Here is a 20192-nt window from a genome sequence, read left to right as displayed (position 1 = left end):
AGTTGTTCAGAGATGCAATAGAAGAAATCTTTCAATTCTTTTTTAATTAAGATTTTTTGTAACTTAATCTAAGGATTGATGAGATAACCTTAAAATTTTACAAACTTTCAATTCTTTTTTAATTAAGATTTTTTGTAACCTAGAGGGAGATCTATTTTCTCCTACTCTATTTTTACATTTTAAGCGAATTTAAATTCTTCGCAACAATACCACTGAAAAATCCCCTCGAAAAACTTTTAAATAAACACCATGAACAAAAAACCACCCACTTATATACTTTTCGATCCAGCAACAAAAACCATTACAATAAATAATTCAAAAATTCTATATCTCACAATATCTAAATTATATCAAACATTTCAATTATTTGTAAAAATCCAAAATAGCTATGGTAAACAAATTTCTAAATAAATTATCTTATAAACTATACATTAGAACTATAATAAGAAGGGTTTTAGAAAAGCCATAAATTAGATTTAAGTTTAAAGTCTGGATATTAGAGGTACTAGTCTCTGAAGAAATAAAATAATAAATTAAAGAGAAAATATCAGATATATTTATGTTGTTCTTGACGGTTATTGTTTATTTAGTTCTATTGTTTTTATTAGTGTTAATTCTTCTGTTAGTATTTTAATTTGACTTGATGATGTTGTGTAGATGTATTTTTCTATGTATATTGTTCTTCGTGCATTTTCATGTTCAATTATTCCTTTTATTTGTAATTTCCCTTCTTTTGTTTCAGTTACTATTACTCCTCTTTTTTCACCTTCTATTGGGAAGGTGAAGTATTGTTTTTCTTCGTTTATCATGAATGCTTTGTGGTCGTTGAATAGGGGTGACCAGTATCTTCCTTCCATGGTTATTTTTGAGATTTCCCTTATATCTGTAAGGTTTGATATGTCGAATAGTGATATTTTTAGTCCTTTTACTATTCCCTCTTCATCTGTATGCATTCCTATGCCTATTAGGTAGTTGTTTTTGTACGGGTGGAGATATTCTGCATATCCTGGGATTTTCAGGTAGCCGATTATTTTTGGATGTGTTGGTTTTGATAGGTCTATGCCGAATAGTGGGTCTATTCTTCTGAAGGTTACTAGGAACATTATGTTTCCCATATATCTTGCAGCATAGATTCTTTCTTCAATTGCTATGTCTTCGAGTTTTCCTATGACTTCTAAGTTTTCATCCAATATGTAAATTGCATTTGATGTTACTGGTCTTGTTATTTGTCCGTTGATTACTTCATATTTAGTAGTCGTTGTCGCTATTCTAAAGTAATTGTTGTATTCATCCATGGAGAATTGATCTAATACTCTTCCTGGAACTGTGTTTTGTGCTGTTAGCTTTACTTCTAGTTTTTCTAATTTGAATTTGTATATGGCTGTTGATTCATGCCATTTTGATGAAATTACCTCTGTGATGGCTTGTATTAATTGTTTAGCATATTTCTCTCTTTCTTTTGATGGTAGGTTATTGAACCAGTTTGATATTGTTTCTACTATTTTGACGTATTTTTCTCTGGTGTTTAGATTTGATTGCATTATACTTGTAATTTCTTTTCCAATTTCCGACGGAAGTATTGGTAGTATTGCTTCGATTAACTTATCTAGTATTTCTTCTGGTTTAAACCATCGTGGAGTTGATATGTATAGGTTTCTTAATGATACATAAATATAACTTGACGCTCCTAGTAGATATATTTCCTCTTTATGTTCTCCATTTTCGATATTTATTGCTACTATGATGGTGAATCGATGTCCACTTTCACCTACAATATACTTTATTTGTGTTGGCTTAACTTTGACTCCATCTATAATTGGCAGTATTATTGGCTCTCCCAAAATGTGTTGCTGAATTATTACGTATACGTATTTATCTATCATTCTTGAGGTTATGTAATCTCCAGTAATATTTATTTGACTTATTAGTTCTGGATTGCTGATAGTTGAGATGTCATAGACAAATATTGTTGTGTTTAATGGGTGATGTGGAATTCTTGGTATAACTGTTGTTTCTGTCTCATTTTTCTCTATCAGAATGCGCACATAATTAGTTGAAGTTATTATGATTAATCTTTCTTCACTGATAAAGAGCCCTTTAACTGTTCCATTAAATTTCAATGTTTCTGTGATCTCTGTATTCTCTGGCGGATATACTTTTACAATGTAAACTTTATTTCTAGAGGCTATGTAAATGTATTCTCCGTCTGTTTTAACTATGTCTGCTTCATCAACTCCAGTTACTTGAATATTTGTTGTTGAATACTTTCTTATCTCTCCTCTAACTGCGGGCATTGGTATAAGTGTGGTTTCCAGAAATGGATGATATGTATATATAGTTCTCGTTAATTTAATGTAACTCTTTAATTCTTCAATTGAATTGAATGTTTTGATTTCAGGTATTTTTGTTTCATTTGATTTTTCTTCTAGGATCTTTATTGTTGATATTGTAGTTGAAATTAAAATGCCTATTATTAATGTTAATAATATCGTTGTTTTTACTTCTATTTTCATCCTCATTTTTCCACCAATCATTATTAGTTTATGGAGTAATAAAATACTAGACTTTAGAACACTTAGTATGAATTTTTGAACAGTATTCTAATCCTCTCAGTAGGCTTTCTGTGACTTATTCAATATAAATTCAACACCTTTAAAAGCTATTACATGTCCTCAATTTCATAAGGCCCTAAAATAAATAGTTCGAGGTTTTTATAATTGAGGTGATTATTGAAGTTCCATTAATTGAAGATGCGTTAGGAATAGGATATGAACTAGAACAAAACTATAAGGTAAGTGTAATTGAACTTGAGGAATATGGAAAATTTAGATTTTGTGAACCAACTGATGATGAAAAGAGATCATCATTGAGAGGTTGAGGGGAATGTTGAGTGAGATTAAGGAAGTTGTGTTAGCATTAATCTATGGATCCTTCTTAAAAGACCATCCCTTAAGAGAAGTTGACGTTGCAGTCTATATAAGTGAAGACGTAGATTTTCTAAATTACAAGTTTAATTAGACCGTGAATTCTCAGGAAAACCGAGTCACCCTGTAGACATTAAAGTTCTCAACAATGACCTTACATATTTATATTAGAGACGCTTGAAACAGGCAAAATCTTAACAGATAAGATTCCAGCTTTAATAGAGAAATTATATAAAAGGCATTAGATGAGAAAACCTAGTTGATTTCAAGAATTATTCAACTTCATAAAGCTTCATGTGACAGTTATTGTTTGCTTTGTATTAGTTTTTTAATGTGTTTTTCAGCAAATTTGATTATTAGGGCTGTGGCAGTGGCGTTAACTATGATTGAGATTGTTACTGCAGGAAAGCTTATTGCGAACCAAATTATCAGAATGTTTTGTATTAATGGAGGAAGCTGAGAAATTACATTTGCGAAGCCCGCCACTTTGACCAGTAATCTTTCAAATAACATTTTTTCTGTTGGGGATGCCAATCCAAGAGTTATGAGTGATCCGATGTAAAGTGCAATTGTTCCTGAGGTGAAAATGTATCTAGATAACTGACCCAAAATGACTGCATGAATTTTTCTCCATCTTTTTGCTATTAGATTGATGAAAAGGGCCATTGTAGCATCTCCTAATCCGGCTGGCATTTCAATAAAGGCTTGACCAGTCCATAAAGATGCTCCAATTCCCTTCGCAACTCCTGTGATCACGCCAACCTGCCATGGAAAAAGAACTGCTGCTATTGTAATTGGAGTTGATCCGAAGTTTGGATTTCCAAATGGAAGGTGTACTTTGATCATGGTAGCCATGATTGCTAAAGAGGAAAATATAGCTGATAGGGCTATTAGTCTAGTCTTAGACAATTCCAACTTGATATCTCCCTCCTGAAGGTTAAAGCATCCGGTATGAAAATCCCTTTCTCAGCTAACTTCTTAAGCCTTTCATAAATTACCTTGATGCTCTCTTCTAAGATTTGCTTATTATCATATGATATGATTATCTGTCTGAGAAGCTCCCTATCCTGACACTTGAGCTTCTCAGCTTCTTTCACGAGTCTAGGCATTGCCCTAACCACATTGTCAACTATGGTTATTGAAGCGTACTGGGCAGTTCTAGATAGGGGATTTAGGTCTATGGCTATAACTGTTTTCCCCATCTTCCTCAAGGCTTCTGTTCTATCACCATCTTCCAGGGGAACTAGAACTACATCCGCAATTAGAATGCCCCGCGGATCCACTCTTCTGCGTTCACTACCAATTTCTGGTATTCGAGCGGATGCAGCTTCTCCAACACCCAAAATTTCCTTAGCCCCAGCTTTTCTTAGAACTTTAGCTATTGCTTCCTCTCTTTCCCTAGATCTATAGAAGAGATTTACTTCAATTTTGGCTCCCGTAGCTTCCGCTAATTTAACTATGTCTTCAGCTACTAGAGCAGCCACGTTACCATTAACTGAAATAACTGGATGCTTGGCTAATAGGAGTGCTACGGCTGCTGCTTTGATAGCTTTGGCGGCTGGTTTAATTGTTTTTTCTCCTATCAGGTAGTCAAAGGCTTCACCTCTTCCATGAGCGATCAGCCCAGCTGTAGCGACTACACCTTTCTTCCAATACTCAATTAATCTTTCTCTAATTCTTAGTGACTGAGCTCTTGGGTGATTAGGAGGAATATGCCATTCACTCAATTAGCCTAGCCCCCTTATGGTCTATTTTTGACACTATTAGATCATGTGGTTTAAGAGTAAATGTTCTTAATAGTTTTACTACTTCGGGGACTTCATCTTCTTCTACTAAGATGAAGATCCCATTGCCAAACATCATCATGCTACCTATATAACCTAGCTTATCTAGTTTTCTAATAATGTTTAAAATTTCATTGCTCATCAAATTTATTTTTTCAGCAAATTCTCGTGATAGACTCATGAAGAGGTGAATTGAAGGATTACTAGCAATAATATCTACAAAACGTCCTCCATAAGCATTTATTCTCCTCCTTAAATCTGCATTCAAAAGAGCCTTCTTAGTCGAGAGGGAACCAAGTGAGATACAAACAGCCTTAAGACGCTTTTTGACTGGAATTTGCCTGACTTCACCAATTCCCGGTGCACCTGGCTTCACTCTAATTTCAAATCCACCATAGAATTCAGCTATAACTGTGCCAAGTCCAGTTTTACACTCTATCTCAGCTAAGTGAGCAAAATGACTGGCTTCAATGGGGGATAGGTCTAAGTTTAGTGCTTCATTTAATGCAAGAGCTAAGCTAAGAGCTCCTGCTCCACTAGAGCCAAAGCCACAGCCAATAGGGATTTCAACTTTATGGTCTACAGAAATTTTAAAATTCAAGTCAAAATGATGGGAAAATATTTTTATAACTTTCATGGAGACTTCAGCTTCACTAGTTGGCATTTTATTAATTTTAATTGAAACTTTAAGTTTACTGTATGGCTCCACATGGACTTCGGTAGTAACTCCATGAGTTATTGAGAAGCCTGCTCCTCTAGACCCTTTTAGTAATGGATCTCGAGGTTGATCACATATTTCAAAGAAGCCAGTTATATGCCCTGGAGAGAATGCTTTAACTACTTTCACTCGTCGTCACCATTTTCATAAAATGCTATCTGACCTATTAATATATGTGATATATTAATTGAGGGTGTTAAACGTGAAGTTAAAGCCATTCTCTCTGATTAAATTTTCTTTAGATTACTCTACGTCCATTTGCTGTTAACTAAATGTTTAATTTTTCATTATCTGTGCTAGGTTTTCTGTTAGAGGATGGTTTTTCTAAAAAATGAGAAGGGAAGTTTAGTATTCTGTGACCCCTGTGAATTGGAAGACTTTAGCCTTTATTGCTGGTGTAAGTATACTTCCATACCATCTTCTACCGATTCTCTTGACTTCTTTTCCTATTAATTCGATGTTGGCGTATGTTCTCAATAGGCTTTCTGTGAATCTTAGATTCTTTACTGGATGCTTTATTTCTCCATTTTCTATTAGCCATGTTCCATCTCTTGTCATTCCAGTTATTACCAGTTTTCTTGGGTGAACTGTTCTTACATAGTGTAGTCTTGTTACAAGTAAGCCTTTCTTTGTTTCTTTTATCATTTCTTCTCGGGTTGCGTCTCCTGGCTTCATGAATAGATGTGTTGGTATTGGCCCATAGAAACCTGCATGTCCAGTTGATTTCTTTCCTTCTTTATGCGCCGTATAGGAGTCATATACTATGTTTTTTGGTGTTCCTTCTTCTATTAGCATTATTTTTCTTTTTGGTATTCCTTCTAGGTCGAAGGGGAATGCTAGTCCCTTTAGGTCTCTTCCATCATCCCATAGGGTGAATTGATCGTTGAATGCTTTTTTACCCATTAGGTCATTCATGAAGCTTGTTCCATCTTGGTAGGCTTGGGCGCTAAACCCGGAACTTGTATAAGCTAGTGCCGTACCCATTGCATATGCTTCTAGAATTACTTCATATTCTCCTGGCTCAATTTTCTTTGCCCCTAGGCTTTTCACTGATCTTTCTGCTGCTTCTATTCCTATGGCGGTTGGATTTAACTCCTTAACATTTCTTGACACGTCTCCCGCATATCCGAATCCTTCAATTCCATTTTCCCGCGATATTATTATTGTTTGTAGGTTGGCTATGGTTGATTTTGCATATGCATTTATTCCAAGTGAGTTTGCCACTGCCATTTCAAGTGTTGATGTTGATAATGCACCTGAAACTTCACTTATTTTTGGTGATATTGAGTGTGCTTCATCTATTAATGTCTTTACCATTTCAGCTCTAGTGTCTGGCGTGCATTCTGCTGTCTCTTTAATGTAGAGGTCCTCTAATTTCTGTATTGGATCTGGTTCTGGTAGACTTATAAATTCAGGGTTTTCTTCTAGAACTCTTGCTACTTTATATCCTCTTTCCGCTAGCTTCTTTATGGCGTTTAAACCCCATTCATTAGTGCTCACTGTACTTATTCTCTTTCCTAGTACAAATCTTAATGTTAAATTAAAGTTTGTTTCACCTACATTTTGATGTATCACTGAGTTAGCGAATCTTGTTAGATAACTTGAAAAGTTTTGTACTCTTGCTTCTGCTTGGGTTGCTCCTAGATTTAATGCTTCTTTAATTAATTTTTGAGCTATCTCTAAGCATGTTTCCTTTCCAATAATCATTTTCTAACCCCCGAGAATACTCTTATATTTCTAAACCTGGCTGGTGAAGTTCCATGTCCAACATACATCACTTGGCCAGGTTGTCCTTTACCACAGTTTGGTGTACCCCACATGTGCCAGTATTTCTCATTGCATATAGCGTCACATGACCCCCAGAACTGTGGTGTGATGCTGGTATAAACTGCATTTTTAAGCAGTTCCTTGAATTCTCCGTTTTCTATTAGGTATGCTATTTGTGTGCCGAATTGGAAGTTTAATCTTTTATCGTCTATACTCCAGCTTCTATTAGTTTCTACATATATTCCCTTCTTTGTTTCTTGTATTAATTCTTCAAAGTCCCAGTCTCCTGGTTCAAGATTAATGTTTGTCATTCTTACTAATGGAATTCTATTCCATCCTGATGCTCTTGCTGCTCCACTGCTTGATGGTAATCCTAGTTCACCTGCAGATGTTCTGTCGCTTAGATAATTTACAAATATTCCATTTTTCACTAAGTATACTTTCTGTGCTGGTACTCCTTCATCATCATATCCGAAGGTTCCAAGCCCTCTTGGGGCAGTGGCATCTGCAACTAGGTTTACTATCTCACTTCCATATCTAAATTTACCAAGTTTATCTGGAGTTAAGAAGCTTGTTCCTGCATAGGCGGCTTCAGCTCCTAGAGCTCTATCTAGCTCTGTAGGATGGCCGCAGGATTCATGGATTTGTAGTGCTAGTTGGCTGCCGCCGATTATTACATCTGTAACCATACTTGGACAGTTTTTTGCTGTCAGTAGCTTTACTGCTTCTTCTCCGCTTTTTCCAGCTTTTTCTGGTAGGTTTATTTCTTCGATTATTTCATATCCTCCTGTATTAAAGTTTCTTCCATCATATGATCTGTCCTGAACTTCTCCATATCCAACTGCTACCGCTCTTGTTGTTGCTCCACACCATGTAATTTCCTGAGTTATATATGAGCCTTCACTACTTGCAAAAATTTTATTTTCTCTAAATATTCTCATGGATGAAGTTGCAACTTTAATTAACTCTCCTTTTTCAAGTATCCTTTTATCAGCTTCAATTAGTAGTTTTATTTTTTCTTCTAATGGTATGGTGAATGGATCTTTTATGAAGGGTGTTTTGTACGTGTCTTTTACTGCTTTTACTGGCGCTAGTTTTACATCTTTCTTTTTTATTTTAGCGCTTGCCTTCGCTATTTTAACCGCCTCCTTAGCTACTTTTTCAATTTCAGTTGGTGTTATTTCATAGTGGCTTGAGAATCCCCATGCTCCATCTACAATTACTCTTATCCCAAACCCCTTACTACTTCCAATGTTTACTCTTCTAACTTTGGCATTTCTTGTAACTATTGTTTGCCATGTTTGTTCTACTATTCTTATGTCTGCATAGGTTGCTCCGTGAGCAAGGGCTGTTTCAATAGCCTTTGAGGTAAGTTCCTCCATAAGTTATCCTCCACAAACCATTATATAATCTATGTTGTTTTTTGAAATAAATCTAATGATAGCCTACTTTTAAAAAGAATAGAGAAATTTTAGTTTATTTCGCTAGTTTCTTTATTTTCTCGATTAATATGTCTATTTCTTCCTTTGTGTTGTAGAAGTGGGGTGAAACTCTTAGTCCTCCTGCTCTATAGGAGGTTACTATTTTCTCTTCTTTCTTCAATTTTTTACATATTTCGTTTCCATTTTCTAGTTTGAAGTTTACGATGCCTCCTCTTTCTTCATCATTTATTGGTGTTTGTAGCTTAAATCCTGAGTCTAGTAAATTATCTATTAAATATCGTGTTAACTTCATTACTCTCTTTTCAATATTTTCTATTCCTATTTCTAGAATTAATTTTATGGCTGCTTGTGCTCCTATAAAGCTTAGATGACTCATGGTTCCAAGTTCAAATTTTTCTGCTGTTTTTCTCCATTCAATTTTGTATAAATTAAATTCAAGTGGATCTTCCTTATATTTCACTCCTAAGTAGCCTACGTAGGGTGGTGTGAATTTGTCAATGTATTCCTCTCTTATATATAGGTATCCTGCACCAGTTGGACCTAGAAGCCATTTATATGTGCCACTTGACATGAAGTCTATGTCCATATCCTTTACATTTACCCTTACTGCTCCTAATGCTTGTATTGTATCTACTATCAAGTAGGCTCCATGCTTATGGGCCATGTTGGCTAATTCCTTTAAGTTATGTTTGAAGCCATTGGTCCATGTTATATGACTTATAGCTACTGCTAATGTATTGTCGTCAATTGCTTTTTCATAAGCTTCGATGGGTAATCTACCATTGACATTTTTAACGTATCTTACTTCTATTCCTTTGCTTTTCATTTTAAGCCATGGATAAATATTAGATGGATATTCTAAATCGTTAGTTACAATATTCTTTCCACTTTCAACTTCAAGCATATGTACTATTGTGTTTAATCCAATAGTAGTATTTGTGACGACTGCTATTTCATCAACTTTTGCACCTATGAGTTTTGCGAAGCTCTTCTTAGTTTCTCTTACATTTATTATGTAATCACCACTCCTCAGTAATTCTCTTGCACATTTATTTATGGCTTCATATACTCTTCTACATGCTGGTGAGTGTCCTGCATGATTTAGGTATATGTATTCTTTAGTTATGGGGAATTCTTCACGGTATTTTTTAATGTTAATCATTTAATTCAACTCCAGCTTTAAACTTTAGGTTTAGAATTCTATTTAACTTTTATTAATTTTCATGTTTTGTTTTTAAAAATTTTTAGGGTTAATTCAGCTACTCTTTTACCTTTTCTTTTACATAACTCAATTTCATCTTTATCTGGTTTTCCAATTGCTACTGCTCCATAATGTTGTTCTTTTGGGTCACCTTGAATTACCATCCCATGTACTAGCATGGCTGTTAAAATTGACATTATTGTTGTTTCAGCTCCAGATGATTCTCCGCCAGCTGAAGTGAAGGCTGCTCCAATTTTTCCATCAAGTTTGCCGTGGATTTTTACGCTCTCATCAATTAGCTTCTTCACTGGTTCAGCTAATAATCCATAATATGTTGGTGAACCAATAATTATTGCATCTGCATTTAATAAGTCTTCAATTGATGTTTCTTCAACTCGTTTAACTATTACCTCTACTCCTTTAACGCTTCTAGCCCCCTCAGCTACCGCTTCAGCCATCTTGGCAGTGTTTCCTGTCCTTGAATAATATGTAATTAATATTTTAGGCATTCTTACACCTTATTGATGTATGTATTTATTGATTATTGAACTTTGTCGTCAAATAGATTTATGTATAGGAGCAACACTAAGTTAATTTTAATTATCCAAAAACTTTAATTTTAAAATTCATGGGTTATAAAATGAAATGTCTAGTTCTAATATTTATGTGAGGTATGGCGAATACTATGACCTAATATATTATGATAAAAAATATGAGCAAGAATGCAAAGATATAGTCAAGTATTTTGAAAAGTTTCTAAGTTTTAAACCAAAGCAGATACTTGATGTTGGCTGTGGAACGGGAAAACACTCTTTAATCTTAGCTGAGATGGGTTATGAAGTAACTGGAATCGACTCGTCCCAAGTTATGGTTTCCCAAGCCAAGAAGAAGGCTGAAAAGCTAAGTTTGAATGTTAATTTTTATGTTCAAGATATGAGGGATATTAAGTTAAGCAAGAAATTTGATGTTGCTATTTGTCTTTTCGGTACCTTTGGTTATTTAGTCACTGATGAAGATATCTTTAAAGCTTTGAGGAGCATTAGGAAGCATTTAGTTGAAGGTGGTATCTTCATATTTGACTTTTGGCCTCCATACTATTATGCTGAGAGACCGAGATGGCGAACAATTAGAAAATGTGTTCCCAAGGAAAACCTTGTAATTTTAAGGATAATTGATGGTAGATTTAATATATCCGATAGTGTTATCACTTTCGACTTGGAGTGCTATGTTATTGAGAATAATAAACTTAAAGATCACTTCCATGAGTATCATATACTCAGAGCGTTTACTGTCAATGAGTTAAAACATTTTCTAGTTGAAAGTAACTTTACACCTAAAGCCTTCTATAAGGTTTCATGGGACTCAGACAAGATTTACGGGTATAATGAGATTGATTTTGAAACCAGGAATGCAGTGTGCATTGCTGTTGCAAAGTAATTTTATCTATTTAATTCTTAAATGCTATAACACCTAGTACTGAGCGATTAATAGTTAAACTGAATCCTACTTCTCTTAACCTTCTCGCTACACCTTGAATAACACTGATTCCTCTTTTAATTCCAGGCTGACCAGTATAATGGTATAGTATGCCTTTTTTCTTCAATACTCTATAGAGCTCTTGATAAAAGTTTCTACTATATAGTTCTCCTGCTAATACGAGTCTTGGTGGGTCATGAATTATTCTATCGAAGCTTTCATCCTCCAATTCTCTAATTACCTTTGCTGCGTCTCCTAATATTATCCTCACTTTATTGTCTTCAAGTCTCCTTGACCATGGATTATAAGAGGCTATTTTAAGTACATTTTCATCTTTCTCTATAGTTAATACATGTGATGCTCCTTTTTGAATTGATGCAATCGCTGTATATCCTAGTCCAGTGCATATGTCTAGGACTTTTACTCCTCTTTTAATTCTTGCTGCTCTAATTTTCATTAATGTGTCTTGCCATGGTGTTATATTCTTTATTCTATGCATGTGAATTCCACTAATTTCAAGTGTTGGTGCTGTGTCTTCAGCTATAGCTTTTAACTTGTAGTATTTTCCTTTACTATAGAAGGCTATTTTCATGATTCCTTCATCTTCAATCATGAATACTCCATCGTCATCTAATATTTCATTTAGATAGTTTAATGGCAAGACATGATCTTTAATTATTACATTTCCATTAGTGATTTCAACTGTTTCTATTGTGAATCCTAAGTCGAATGTGACGTTTACTTTTTTTATATTTGACCTTTTTGCTGTTAGAATTTTCATAGCTGTAAATTTTGTTATTAGGGTTTTCTTGTTAAATTTGTAATGATGTTCATGTAGGGGCATAGCTTATCTCCAGTTTTAGCATTCTCTATTTAAATTAATGATATTCATTTATTATATTGATTTGGAAAAAAGAGGGAGATTTTTATTTTTCTTCGTGGAGTATTTTTCCTTCACCTATAACCATTATTGGATATGATTCTAAGCTGAATGGATCTCCATTCCATATTATCATTGAGGCCCACTTATCTTTCTCAATGGTGCCTAGCTTATCTTCTACACCCAGTATTTTTGCATTGTTTAGTGTTAATAGTGATATGCATTCAGCTTTACTCATTCCAAATCTTCTGAAGAATCTTAGCTGTAAGAAGATGTTTCTTTGAAGTATTACTGGATGATCTGACATTAAGCCAAATAATGGTTTAACTTCTACTAGATGCTTCACATTTCTCCAGTATTCATGCTTTAATTCAGTTTTATATGCAAAGGCATCTACTGGTCCATATATTATTGGGATGTTTTCTTTCTTAAGTTTTTCAAAGGTTAATTTTTTATCTATGTCACATAAATGTTCAACTGTTGCTTTGAAATTGAATTCTCTCTTTAAGAGAAGTAATCCTGCGACATCATCAGCTTTATGAACGTGGATTCTAAGAATTTCTTCACCTTTGATTATTGGGAAAAGATATTTAATTTCTGGTTCAATCTCTTCCAAAGTTTTCTTACCTGTTTCAATTAGCTTTAAGCTGTCTTTAGCCTTTAAAAGCCATTTTCTTAGTATTGCTATTGCTCCCATCCTTGTATAGGGTCTAGTTCCTTTCCATTCAACTGTGCTTCTTGGATTATAACCGAGAGCTGCCTTTACTCCTGCATACTTTATAAATGCATCTTCTATATCAGAGGCGTAATTCCTAATGAGTGCACCCTTTCCACCAATTATGTTTCCACTTCCAGGCAATACACATGAATACAATATTCCATGTTCAATTGACTCTCTAAATGCCTTGTCATCAAGATATACTGAGTATAATGCATCTGCTAGAGGTAATACGGTATCAAACTTTTCGTTGGCTTCATCTTCACTTGATGGTTCTCCATGCCTAGCCATACCGATGTGGCAATGAGCATCTATAAAGGCTGGTGTGACAACTTTGCCTTCGATTATTTCTAAATTGCTAGGTTTTGTTTTAGTTACATCTATTATCCTGTTCTTATTGAAGATAACGTATACTTCTTTTAATACCTTATCAGGTTTTCCAGTATACAAGATGTCCGCTCTAATGGCTTTCATATAAACACCTCATGAACAATTACGGTTTGAATACTATTAACTTTACCCAAAATTTAAAACAAGGTTAGAGATATCGATTAAGTTGATAATGCATTAAAGGTGAATTTATGGTAATGTATGTCTGCATATTTTCAGTAGTCTATTAAAATAGTATGACCACAAAATTTTGCTATAAACGTATTAAAGTATATACTCACTAATCATACTACTATTGAGTGGCTTAGCTGTTCCTTAGTGTGCTAGTAATGGATATTGAAGGGAAAATAACGCATAATTGTCATGATTTCCGTTAAATTTTGAGAGGATTTAAAAGAAAGGAGTGAAGAAAAGCGTGATATACCAGTATTTTTGTCCTAATCTTATAAGTGTATGATAAGTATTAAAGTATAATGAATTTGAATATCTATTGACACCGTTGGAGGGAAATTATGGATCGGAGACACTTTGATGTGATTGTTGTTGGAGCTGGAACTGCAGGTTCTTATGTAACTTATTTACTAGCTAAGAGTGGTTTAAAGGTTGCATTACTAGAAAGGAAATCTAAGGATAAAATTGGTGAGAAGGTTTGTGGTGATGCTATAGGTAAGCATCATTTTGATAATTTAGGGTTATCTTATCCTTCAAGTAGTGAGCTTGAAGGAGTGTTTAAAGGTGTGAAGATATACTCACCTAATGAAAATTATTCAATAATTGTTGAGGGGGAAGGTTTTGCTGTAAATAGATATGCTTTTGGTCAAAGATTATTGAAGATGGCATTAGATTCAGGAGTAAGTCTCTACGATAATGTCCATGTGGTTGAGCCTATCATTAAGAAAGGCTTTGTCAAGGGTGTTGTTGGAATAGACTTAGTCTCTTCTTCTAGAGAGAAATTTGAGGGAGAACTTGTAATTGATGCTTCAGGTATTGCAAGTGTAGTTAGAACTAAATTGCCTGAAGATTGGTGGATTAGTGAGAAAATAGCTCCAAAGGATACGAATGTATGTTATAGGGAGATAGTTGAAACTAAAGTGGATTTGGATCCAACTTATGCAATAATTTATTTATCTAAGAAGATTGCACCTGGAGGTTACTGGTGGTTTTTTCCGAAGTCTAGAAAAATAGCAAATGTCGGTTTAGGTGTTCAACCAGTAGGAGATGCACCAAATCCAATTGATCAGTATAGGCAATTTATTAAGACCAGACCTGAAATTAAAAATTCTAGAAAAATTCATGGAGGTGGAGGCGTAGTACCTACTAGGAGACCATTAGACTGTCCAGTTGCTAATGGTATTTTAGCTATTGGAGATGCAGCATATACTTGTAATCCTATTCACGGAGGGGGAATTGGCCCCTCAATGGTAAGTGCAAAATGTGCCACTGAAGCTGTATTGAATGCGCTTGAAAATAATGCTCAACCTACCATTGAAGCCCTATGGACTTATCCAATAAGATATATTGAAGAGTATGGTGCAAAGCAAGCTTCCCTCGATATTTTCAGAATGTTTCTTCAACGTTTATCTGATGAAGATTTAAACTTTGCATTTAAAAAGCAGGTAATAACGGGAGAGGAATTAAACTTAGTAGGATCTTCAGGTGAACTAAAGTTGAGTGTAGAAAGAAAGCTCTTTAAAGCTTTAAAATTGTTCTCACGGCCAACTCTGCTCCATAAATTGAAGATAGTTAGAGATTATATGAAGAAAATTAGAGTTCTATACTACAATTATCCTAGAGAGGTATCTGGATTTCAGAAGTGGAGAGTTAAGGTTAAAACATTAATAAATGATTATTTAAGAAGAATAAAATGAAATTATGTTTTATAATTACTTTAAGATAAATTTAGAGAAGATAAGTTTAATAACTCTACTATTCTAGTAGAAACGTGCGTGGTGAATAATATGTGGATTTTTAGCCTTGGAAATAGAAGTAGCGGATGGTCATGGCAAATTTTTGTAGCTTTAATGTTTATTGGTCTCGGTATAGGAGAACTCTTAGGAAGACCAGATGTTGGAGTTCTTATAGGAATGGGTGTGGGATTTATTATAGCTACTTTAATTAAAATTGAGAGACGTATAGAAATTTTAGTTCCAAGAAGCTTTGGAGCTATATTAACTATGACTGCTGGAGTTTTCTTCATTTTAAGTGGACTTACTTTTCTAGATTTCTTTCCCAGAATTTATCTTAGATATTTTGGCGGCATTGGCTTAATGTTTTTAGGAATAGTGTTTATTATTTTCAGTTCAAAAATTATCAGGCATAGATAGTTATTCAATATTCTTTAAATTAGATTTTGTTAAACTTGTTATATTGGTGAATTAATTGAAGGCAATGATGTTATATAATCAAGCACCAATTGAAACATTTCCACTAGTTGATGTTGATTTGGACAAGCCTTATCCTAAAAGAGATGAAGTCTTAATTAAAGTCAAATATTGTGGTGTTTGTAGAACGGATCTACATATCATTGAGGGTGAACTTCCAGTTGTTACATTACCAGTTATAGTGGGACATCAAATTGTCGGAGTAATCGAAGATACTGGACATAATGTGAACCATAATCTAATTGGTACACGTGTAGGGGTTCCATGGTTATATTGGAGTTGTGGAGAATGTAAGTATTGTAAAGCTGACCTGGAAAATCTGTGTGACAATGCACTTTTTACAGGTTATAATGTGAATGGTGGATATGCAGAATATGTGATTGCACATAAAGATTTCATTCATAAACTTCCCAATAGTCTAGATGATCCACATGTTGCTCCACTCTTATGTGGAGGAGCTATAGGATATAGAGCATTGAAATTAACTAAGCTGCTCAATAAGTCAAAGGGAATTTTAGGTCTATTCGGATTTGGCTCTTCAGCACATATGATTATTCAAGTAGCTATAAGTTATGGTTTACAAGTCTATGTCTTCACTAGATCTAAACTTAGACAAGAACACGCAGTCAATTTAGGTGCCATTTGGGCTGGTAGCCCCACTGATGATCCTGGAGTTAAGTTAGATGCAGCTATAGTCTTTGCTCCTGCAGGATGGGTAGCAGTTGAAGCCTTAAAGAAACTTGATAAGGGTGGCAGACTTATCCTAGCTGGAATCTACATGACCCCAATTGAAAATCTAACCTACAATTTACTCTGGCTTGAACGTGAAATTAAAAGTGTAGCCAATGTAACGAGAGCAGATGTTAGAGAACTCTTAAATGAAGCTAGTAAAATTAAAATTAAAACAACAATAAGCACATATAACCTAAAGGATGCCAATAAAGCTCTATTAGACTTAAAACGAGGTAGATTAAAGGGCTCAGCTGTACTGAAAGTAGCTTAACTAGAGAATTAACTTATTTTCCAAAAATTTAATTATAAATAGTGAATGAAACTATCTTCAAGGTGTTCCAATTGAAGTTAAGCATATTTGAAGCCCTTGATAGACTTGGAAGATTAAAAAGAACTGGATGGATTTTATCAAAAATCCCATATGACCTAGCAGAAAATGTTGCTGAGCACACATTAAAAGTAGCAATCATTTCTCTCCAAATAGCTCATGAAATCAATAAAAATCAAGAATTAAATATAGAGAAAACATTGAAAATGGCCTTAATCCATGACTTCCCAGAAGCAATTATTTCAGACATTCCAAAACCAATTAAAATTAAAATGGGAGATAGAGAACTAAATGAAATCAGTCTCCAAGCATTAGAAAACCTTCTAGGAAAGCTAGAATGCAACCTCGACTTAATAGACATGTTTAAAGAGTATATTAAAGGTGAAACTGTTGAAGCTAAAATCGTAGCACTAGCAGACACTATAGCCACTTATCTTCAATGCAGAGTTTACATGGAAGATTACGGTATCAGAACTTCATACCTAAAGGAAATTGAAGAAACAACCCATTCAAGACTCTTAAAGTATCTCGAAGAACTAAATTTAAATTTCGAAGAACTACTAAGCCGTTTAACTTCATAGCTTGAAAATTAATTTAATTGATCAATATATTTTTCCACAAGCTCTTTAATTCTATTCCATTCAGCTCTATTGTGTATGGTGAATTTTTGATTACGCTTCCACTTTCCTTTCCTATTTAACCATACATACAAAGCCACTTGTCTTCTTCCAAATGATTCCAGTAAAACCACTGCAGCCCACCACTTACTAGACTTATATAATGTAGTATAACTGAGAACTTTTAATTTCTCTGAAACTGGTAATTTCTCCATAGACATCTAATCTCTTCCTAAGATTACAACATAGAGAGGAACAACACCCTTAAAACAATTTCCCAATAAAATAATTGCCCACATTACTGTCAACCCCTCCTACTATCTCAGGAATTTAAATGGTAAATTTCAAATATTTCTAGAATATTTCTAAAATTCATTTACTAATTATAATGTGTATAATTAGGTTCTTCCGATACTATGAATATTCCCTAGCCAAACTACTGAAACCTACATTTAGACTTAGAATTGATAAATTTTAACTAGATATTTTGCAAGTAAATATACATCTTAATTTTCTAAAATCAACATTTTTAGTTAATCCTTAATAGTAGAAATATATATCAGATTTTTATATATTCTCATGATGGGAAAAACTAATTTCACACAAAATATTCTAGACATGACCTTTATTGTAATTCTGATTGGTTCAGCAATAATGGCTGGATATTCACACTTTATAGAGAAAGAGACTGAAGAACCACTATTTTTAGGTCCAGTTCCATTTGAGGCGATTGGGAAGATAGTAAGTTATACTGATGTTATTAGTCAATTTAAAGCTAGAAAAATAAAATTATATCTACCAACTTATCTTCCAGAAGGATTTAAATTGACTGCTATATGGGCCAAGGTTGATGAAAATGGCACAATTGGATTCCCATTAATAATATTATATAGTAAACGTGGTGAAACAAGAATACGTGCAGCTGAAATTGGAATTGAAATTTATGGATCGTCAGGAATACCATTTAGAGACGATCCCAATAGAACATCAGATAAATTCATAAACATAACCATCAACAACCAACTCTTCAAAGCCTACCTAGATGAACAAGCAGGCATATTAAAGGGTTATCACTTTCCAGGAGAAGATGTCAATTATGCAATATTAGTAGATGTGTGGATTAAGGGCATGAACTACCTTTATGGTTTTCATCCATCTATAGGATTGGAGGAAGCGTTGAGGATAGTTGAAAGCATGAAGAGAGTTACTTGAGTTGTTCATTGCATTGTGATAGTTAATCAGTGTCTTCAATTTCAGGTTGTTATAGTGTTTTGCTGAAGATTTAGGTTTTGAAGAGTGCTTGTTAACCCATAAAGTGCGTGTATTAGGACTCCTTCCCATCTGGCATTTAATATTTTTTGTATCTTTGTTTCTGTGAATTTTAAGCCATTTCTAATGTATTCTTCTTCTAGTCCAAGTTTCATTAATGTTAGCGCATTAAGTACAATACATGTCCTAAAAACTCCTCCTCTAGCTGTTTGGGGAGAGTATCCTAGCCATGCACCATTTTCTAGTTGTGTCTTAATTAAATATCTTATCGGTTCAATTGTCAACTTATCATAACTTATTGTATCCAGCATAACCAAGATATGTCAAGGCCACTTCTGGAAAACCGTCCCATTTTCTATGATTCCAGTCTTCTGTTAAGAAGCTGATTATTGTGTCGTAATCCATTTTCACACCAATACATTTATAGGTTGACAATACAAGTGCAGTAGACCACGCTAGACTTCTCTTCGGCTTTAAATGTTTAGGTTTCCAATGCCATCCACCGTCATTGAGTCTTTGTTTCTCTATTCACTCTATAATATTGAATACTTTCCTAGGAGTTTTCCCAATTAATCTGTATGTTAATATGGTTAAGGAGGCGGAGTTTACTAGTTTGCATATTTCATTTAAACTTTTACTCTCCATATACCTTAACAATATTGATTTTAAAGTTTCTCTATACTTTCTTGATTTCAAAATTGGATGAGTTAAGTAGAGATCTGTCAATGGAAGTCTCTCTATATTTTCTAATAGTATGTTCATTAATCTTTTCATGAGAATGTCTAATTTTATCACTTATACCACCATTTCTCATTTTCATTGTGGTGTGAAATTATTCGTCTTGAATTACATGGTTTTTCAGATGTCTAAGGAAGTTATGGTCTCTATACTTTTACTTTTCCTATATTTTCTTCAATTTTTATTTTGGTTCCATATGGTTTGGATAGTTTCTTGATGTTTTTTAGGATTTTTAGAGCTTTTTTGTCTTTAGCTAGTAGTGGTCTCCCTCTGTTTGGTCTTGTTTCTTCGAATCCTAGGTCTACTGGGTATAGTTTTATTTCTTCGAATTTACCTTTATTGAAGGTGCAGTGAACTAGTATTGTCTCCCAGTATTCTGGCTTTGCGGTGAACCATTTGAATCCCATTTTGATTAGTTCTGGTGTTCCCTTTTCCCTAGTGTCGTAGAGTTCTGATGTTTTTGCTTTCCAGTCTAGTTTGTATCTTTCGTATAGATCTGCTGGTTGTTTTTTGATTAGGTCGATTTGGAATATGAAGTTGCCTAGGCTGTAGAATATTGGTTTGCCCTTGTAGATCTCAATTCCTCTTAGGACGTGGGGGCCGTGTCCAATGAATAGGTCTGCTCCTGAGTCTATGCATTTTCTTGCGAATTCTTCTATGAAGGGTGCTGGTTTTTCTAGGCTTAGGTATCTTTCGTGGCAGTGTAGGGAGAACATTACGAAGTCTGCCATTTTCTTTGCATTTCTTATGGCTTTTAAGTTTCCTTCTTCGTCTTTTTTATTGACTTTGAATTCAATTTTGACTTCATCACCCTTTACGAATTTGTT

22 protein-coding genes are annotated in these 20192 nt (G+C 34.2%); 8 read left to right on the top strand and 14 right to left on the bottom strand.

Going from position 1 to position 20192, the window contains the following annotated elements:
* Window positions 1–575: 575 nt before the first annotated feature.
* Entirely contained in the window at window positions 576–2519 is a 1944-nt protein-coding gene (locus tag ACW8TM_RS11270; protein WP_491533396.1) for a beta-propeller domain-containing protein, read from the bottom strand.
* A 203-nt stretch (window positions 2520–2722) separates the two neighbouring features.
* On the opposite strand from ACW8TM_RS11270, the gene ACW8TM_RS11265 reads away from it, so the two are divergent.
* Together ACW8TM_RS11265 and ACW8TM_RS11260 are read left to right on the top strand one after the other, a co-directional pair.
* On the top strand, window positions 2723–2878 hold the full coding sequence (locus ACW8TM_RS11265; protein ID WP_491533395.1) for a hypothetical protein: 156 nt from the start codon (window positions 2723–2725) through the stop codon (window positions 2876–2878).
* 8 nt (window positions 2879–2886) lie between these two features.
* On the top strand, window positions 2887–3018 hold the full coding sequence (locus ACW8TM_RS11260) for a hypothetical protein (protein ID WP_491533394.1): 132 nt from the start codon (window positions 2887–2889) through the stop codon (window positions 3016–3018).
* A 209-nt stretch (window positions 3019–3227) separates the two neighbouring features.
* On the opposite strand, the gene ACW8TM_RS11255 is transcribed toward ACW8TM_RS11260, so the two are convergent.
* From ACW8TM_RS11255 to ACW8TM_RS11225, 7 genes are all read right to left on the bottom strand, one after another.
* Window positions 3228–3839 carry a hypothetical protein gene (locus tag ACW8TM_RS11255; protein WP_491533393.1) on the bottom strand — a complete coding sequence of 204 codons (612 nt, stop codon included), beginning with the start codon at window positions 3837–3839 and terminating at the stop codon, window positions 3228–3230.
* Window positions 3815–4651 carry a 4-phosphopantoate--beta-alanine ligase gene (locus ACW8TM_RS11250; protein ID WP_491533392.1) on the bottom strand — a complete coding sequence of 279 codons (837 nt, stop codon included), beginning with the start codon at window positions 4649–4651 and terminating at the stop codon, window positions 3815–3817. Before ACW8TM_RS11250 ends, ACW8TM_RS11255 begins: the two co-directional genes overlap by 25 nt.
* Window positions 4644–5555, bottom strand: coding sequence for a pantoate kinase (locus tag ACW8TM_RS11245; protein ID WP_491533391.1), 912 nt, complete (start codon window positions 5553–5555; stop codon window positions 4644–4646). The genes ACW8TM_RS11250 and ACW8TM_RS11245 overlap by 8 nt, the downstream gene beginning before the upstream one ends.
* Window positions 5556–5771: 216 nt before the next feature.
* Window positions 5772–7133 carry a TldD/PmbA family protein gene (locus tag ACW8TM_RS11240; RefSeq protein ID WP_491533390.1) on the bottom strand — a complete coding sequence of 454 codons (1362 nt, stop codon included), beginning with the start codon at window positions 7131–7133 and terminating at the stop codon, window positions 5772–5774.
* Window positions 7130–8575 (bottom strand): TldD/PmbA family protein, encoded by a 1446-nt coding sequence (locus ACW8TM_RS11235; protein WP_491533389.1) that lies wholly within the window; start codon window positions 8573–8575, stop codon window positions 7130–7132. Before ACW8TM_RS11235 ends, ACW8TM_RS11240 begins: the two co-directional genes overlap by 4 nt.
* 94 nt (window positions 8576–8669) lie before the next feature.
* A complete protein-coding gene (locus tag ACW8TM_RS11230; protein WP_491533388.1) occupies window positions 8670–9797 on the bottom strand; it encodes an aminotransferase class V-fold PLP-dependent enzyme in 1128 nt (375 codons plus the stop codon).
* A 59-nt stretch (window positions 9798–9856) separates the two neighbouring features.
* Window positions 9857–10345, bottom strand: a complete 489-nt coding sequence (locus ACW8TM_RS11225) for a flavodoxin domain-containing protein (RefSeq protein ID WP_491533387.1) — start codon at window positions 10343–10345, stop codon at window positions 9857–9859.
* Window positions 10346–10481: 136 nt separating this feature from the next.
* On the opposite strand from ACW8TM_RS11225, the gene ACW8TM_RS11220 reads away from it, so the two are divergent.
* Window positions 10482–11273, top strand: coding sequence for a class I SAM-dependent DNA methyltransferase (locus ACW8TM_RS11220; protein WP_491533386.1), 792 nt, complete (start codon window positions 10482–10484; stop codon window positions 11271–11273).
* Between the two features lie 10 nt (window positions 11274–11283).
* Here the strand turns inward: ACW8TM_RS11220 and ACW8TM_RS11215 are convergent, their stop codons facing one another.
* Entirely contained in the window at window positions 11284–12156 is an 873-nt protein-coding gene (locus ACW8TM_RS11215) for a class I SAM-dependent methyltransferase (protein WP_491533385.1), read from the bottom strand.
* Window positions 12157–12238: 82 nt separating this feature from the next.
* The gene (locus tag ACW8TM_RS11210) at window positions 12239–13384 is read right to left on the bottom strand and encodes an amidohydrolase (RefSeq protein WP_491533384.1); all 1146 of its coding nucleotides are present in this window, start codon (window positions 13382–13384) and stop codon (window positions 12239–12241) included.
* A gap of 428 nt (window positions 13385–13812) precedes the next feature.
* Between ACW8TM_RS11210 and ACW8TM_RS11205 the strand changes: the two genes are divergently transcribed.
* From ACW8TM_RS11205 to ACW8TM_RS11190, 4 genes are all read left to right on the top strand, one after another.
* A complete protein-coding gene (locus tag ACW8TM_RS11205; protein ID WP_491533383.1) occupies window positions 13813–15168 on the top strand; it encodes a geranylgeranyl reductase family protein in 1356 nt (451 codons plus the stop codon).
* A 90-nt stretch (window positions 15169–15258) separates the two neighbouring features.
* Window positions 15259–15624 carry a hypothetical protein gene (locus ACW8TM_RS11200; protein WP_491533382.1) on the top strand — a complete coding sequence of 122 codons (366 nt, stop codon included), beginning with the start codon at window positions 15259–15261 and terminating at the stop codon, window positions 15622–15624.
* Window positions 15625–15688: 64 nt separating this feature from the next.
* On the top strand, window positions 15689–16684 hold the full coding sequence (locus ACW8TM_RS11195) for a zinc-dependent alcohol dehydrogenase family protein (RefSeq protein ID WP_491533397.1): 996 nt from the start codon (window positions 15689–15691) through the stop codon (window positions 16682–16684).
* 71 nt (window positions 16685–16755) lie between these two features.
* Window positions 16756–17322 (top strand): HD domain-containing protein, encoded by a 567-nt coding sequence (locus ACW8TM_RS11190; RefSeq protein ID WP_491533381.1) that lies wholly within the window; start codon window positions 16756–16758, stop codon window positions 17320–17322.
* Between the two features lie 8 nt (window positions 17323–17330).
* Here the strand turns inward: ACW8TM_RS11190 and ACW8TM_RS11185 are convergent, their stop codons facing one another.
* Window positions 17331–17579 (bottom strand): hypothetical protein, encoded by a 249-nt coding sequence (locus ACW8TM_RS11185; protein WP_491533380.1) that lies wholly within the window; start codon window positions 17577–17579, stop codon window positions 17331–17333.
* A 361-nt stretch (window positions 17580–17940) separates the two neighbouring features.
* Here ACW8TM_RS11185 and ACW8TM_RS11180 point away from each other — a divergent pair, with 361 nt between their 5' ends.
* Window positions 17941–18570, top strand: coding sequence for a hypothetical protein (locus ACW8TM_RS11180; RefSeq protein WP_491533379.1), 630 nt, complete (start codon window positions 17941–17943; stop codon window positions 18568–18570).
* A 41-nt stretch (window positions 18571–18611) separates the two neighbouring features.
* Here ACW8TM_RS11180 and ACW8TM_RS11175 read toward each other — a convergent pair whose 3' ends face one another.
* The 3 genes from ACW8TM_RS11175 to ACW8TM_RS11165 all read right to left on the bottom strand — a co-directional run.
* Window positions 18612–18911 carry a hypothetical protein gene (locus tag ACW8TM_RS11175; protein WP_491533378.1) on the bottom strand — a complete coding sequence of 100 codons (300 nt, stop codon included), beginning with the start codon at window positions 18909–18911 and terminating at the stop codon, window positions 18612–18614.
* A gap of 244 nt (window positions 18912–19155) precedes the next feature.
* A complete protein-coding gene (locus ACW8TM_RS11170; RefSeq protein WP_491533377.1) occupies window positions 19156–19422 on the bottom strand; it encodes a hypothetical protein in 267 nt (88 codons plus the stop codon).
* 89 nt (window positions 19423–19511) lie between these two features.
* A partial coding sequence (locus tag ACW8TM_RS11165; RefSeq protein ID WP_491533376.1) for a CapA family protein occupies window positions 19512–20192 on the bottom strand: 681 nt, incomplete at its 5' end.

The sequence above is a fragment of the Candidatus Culexmicrobium sp. genome, from assembly GCF_058356305.1.
This window is presented reverse-complemented; position numbering and strand designations above follow the sequence as displayed.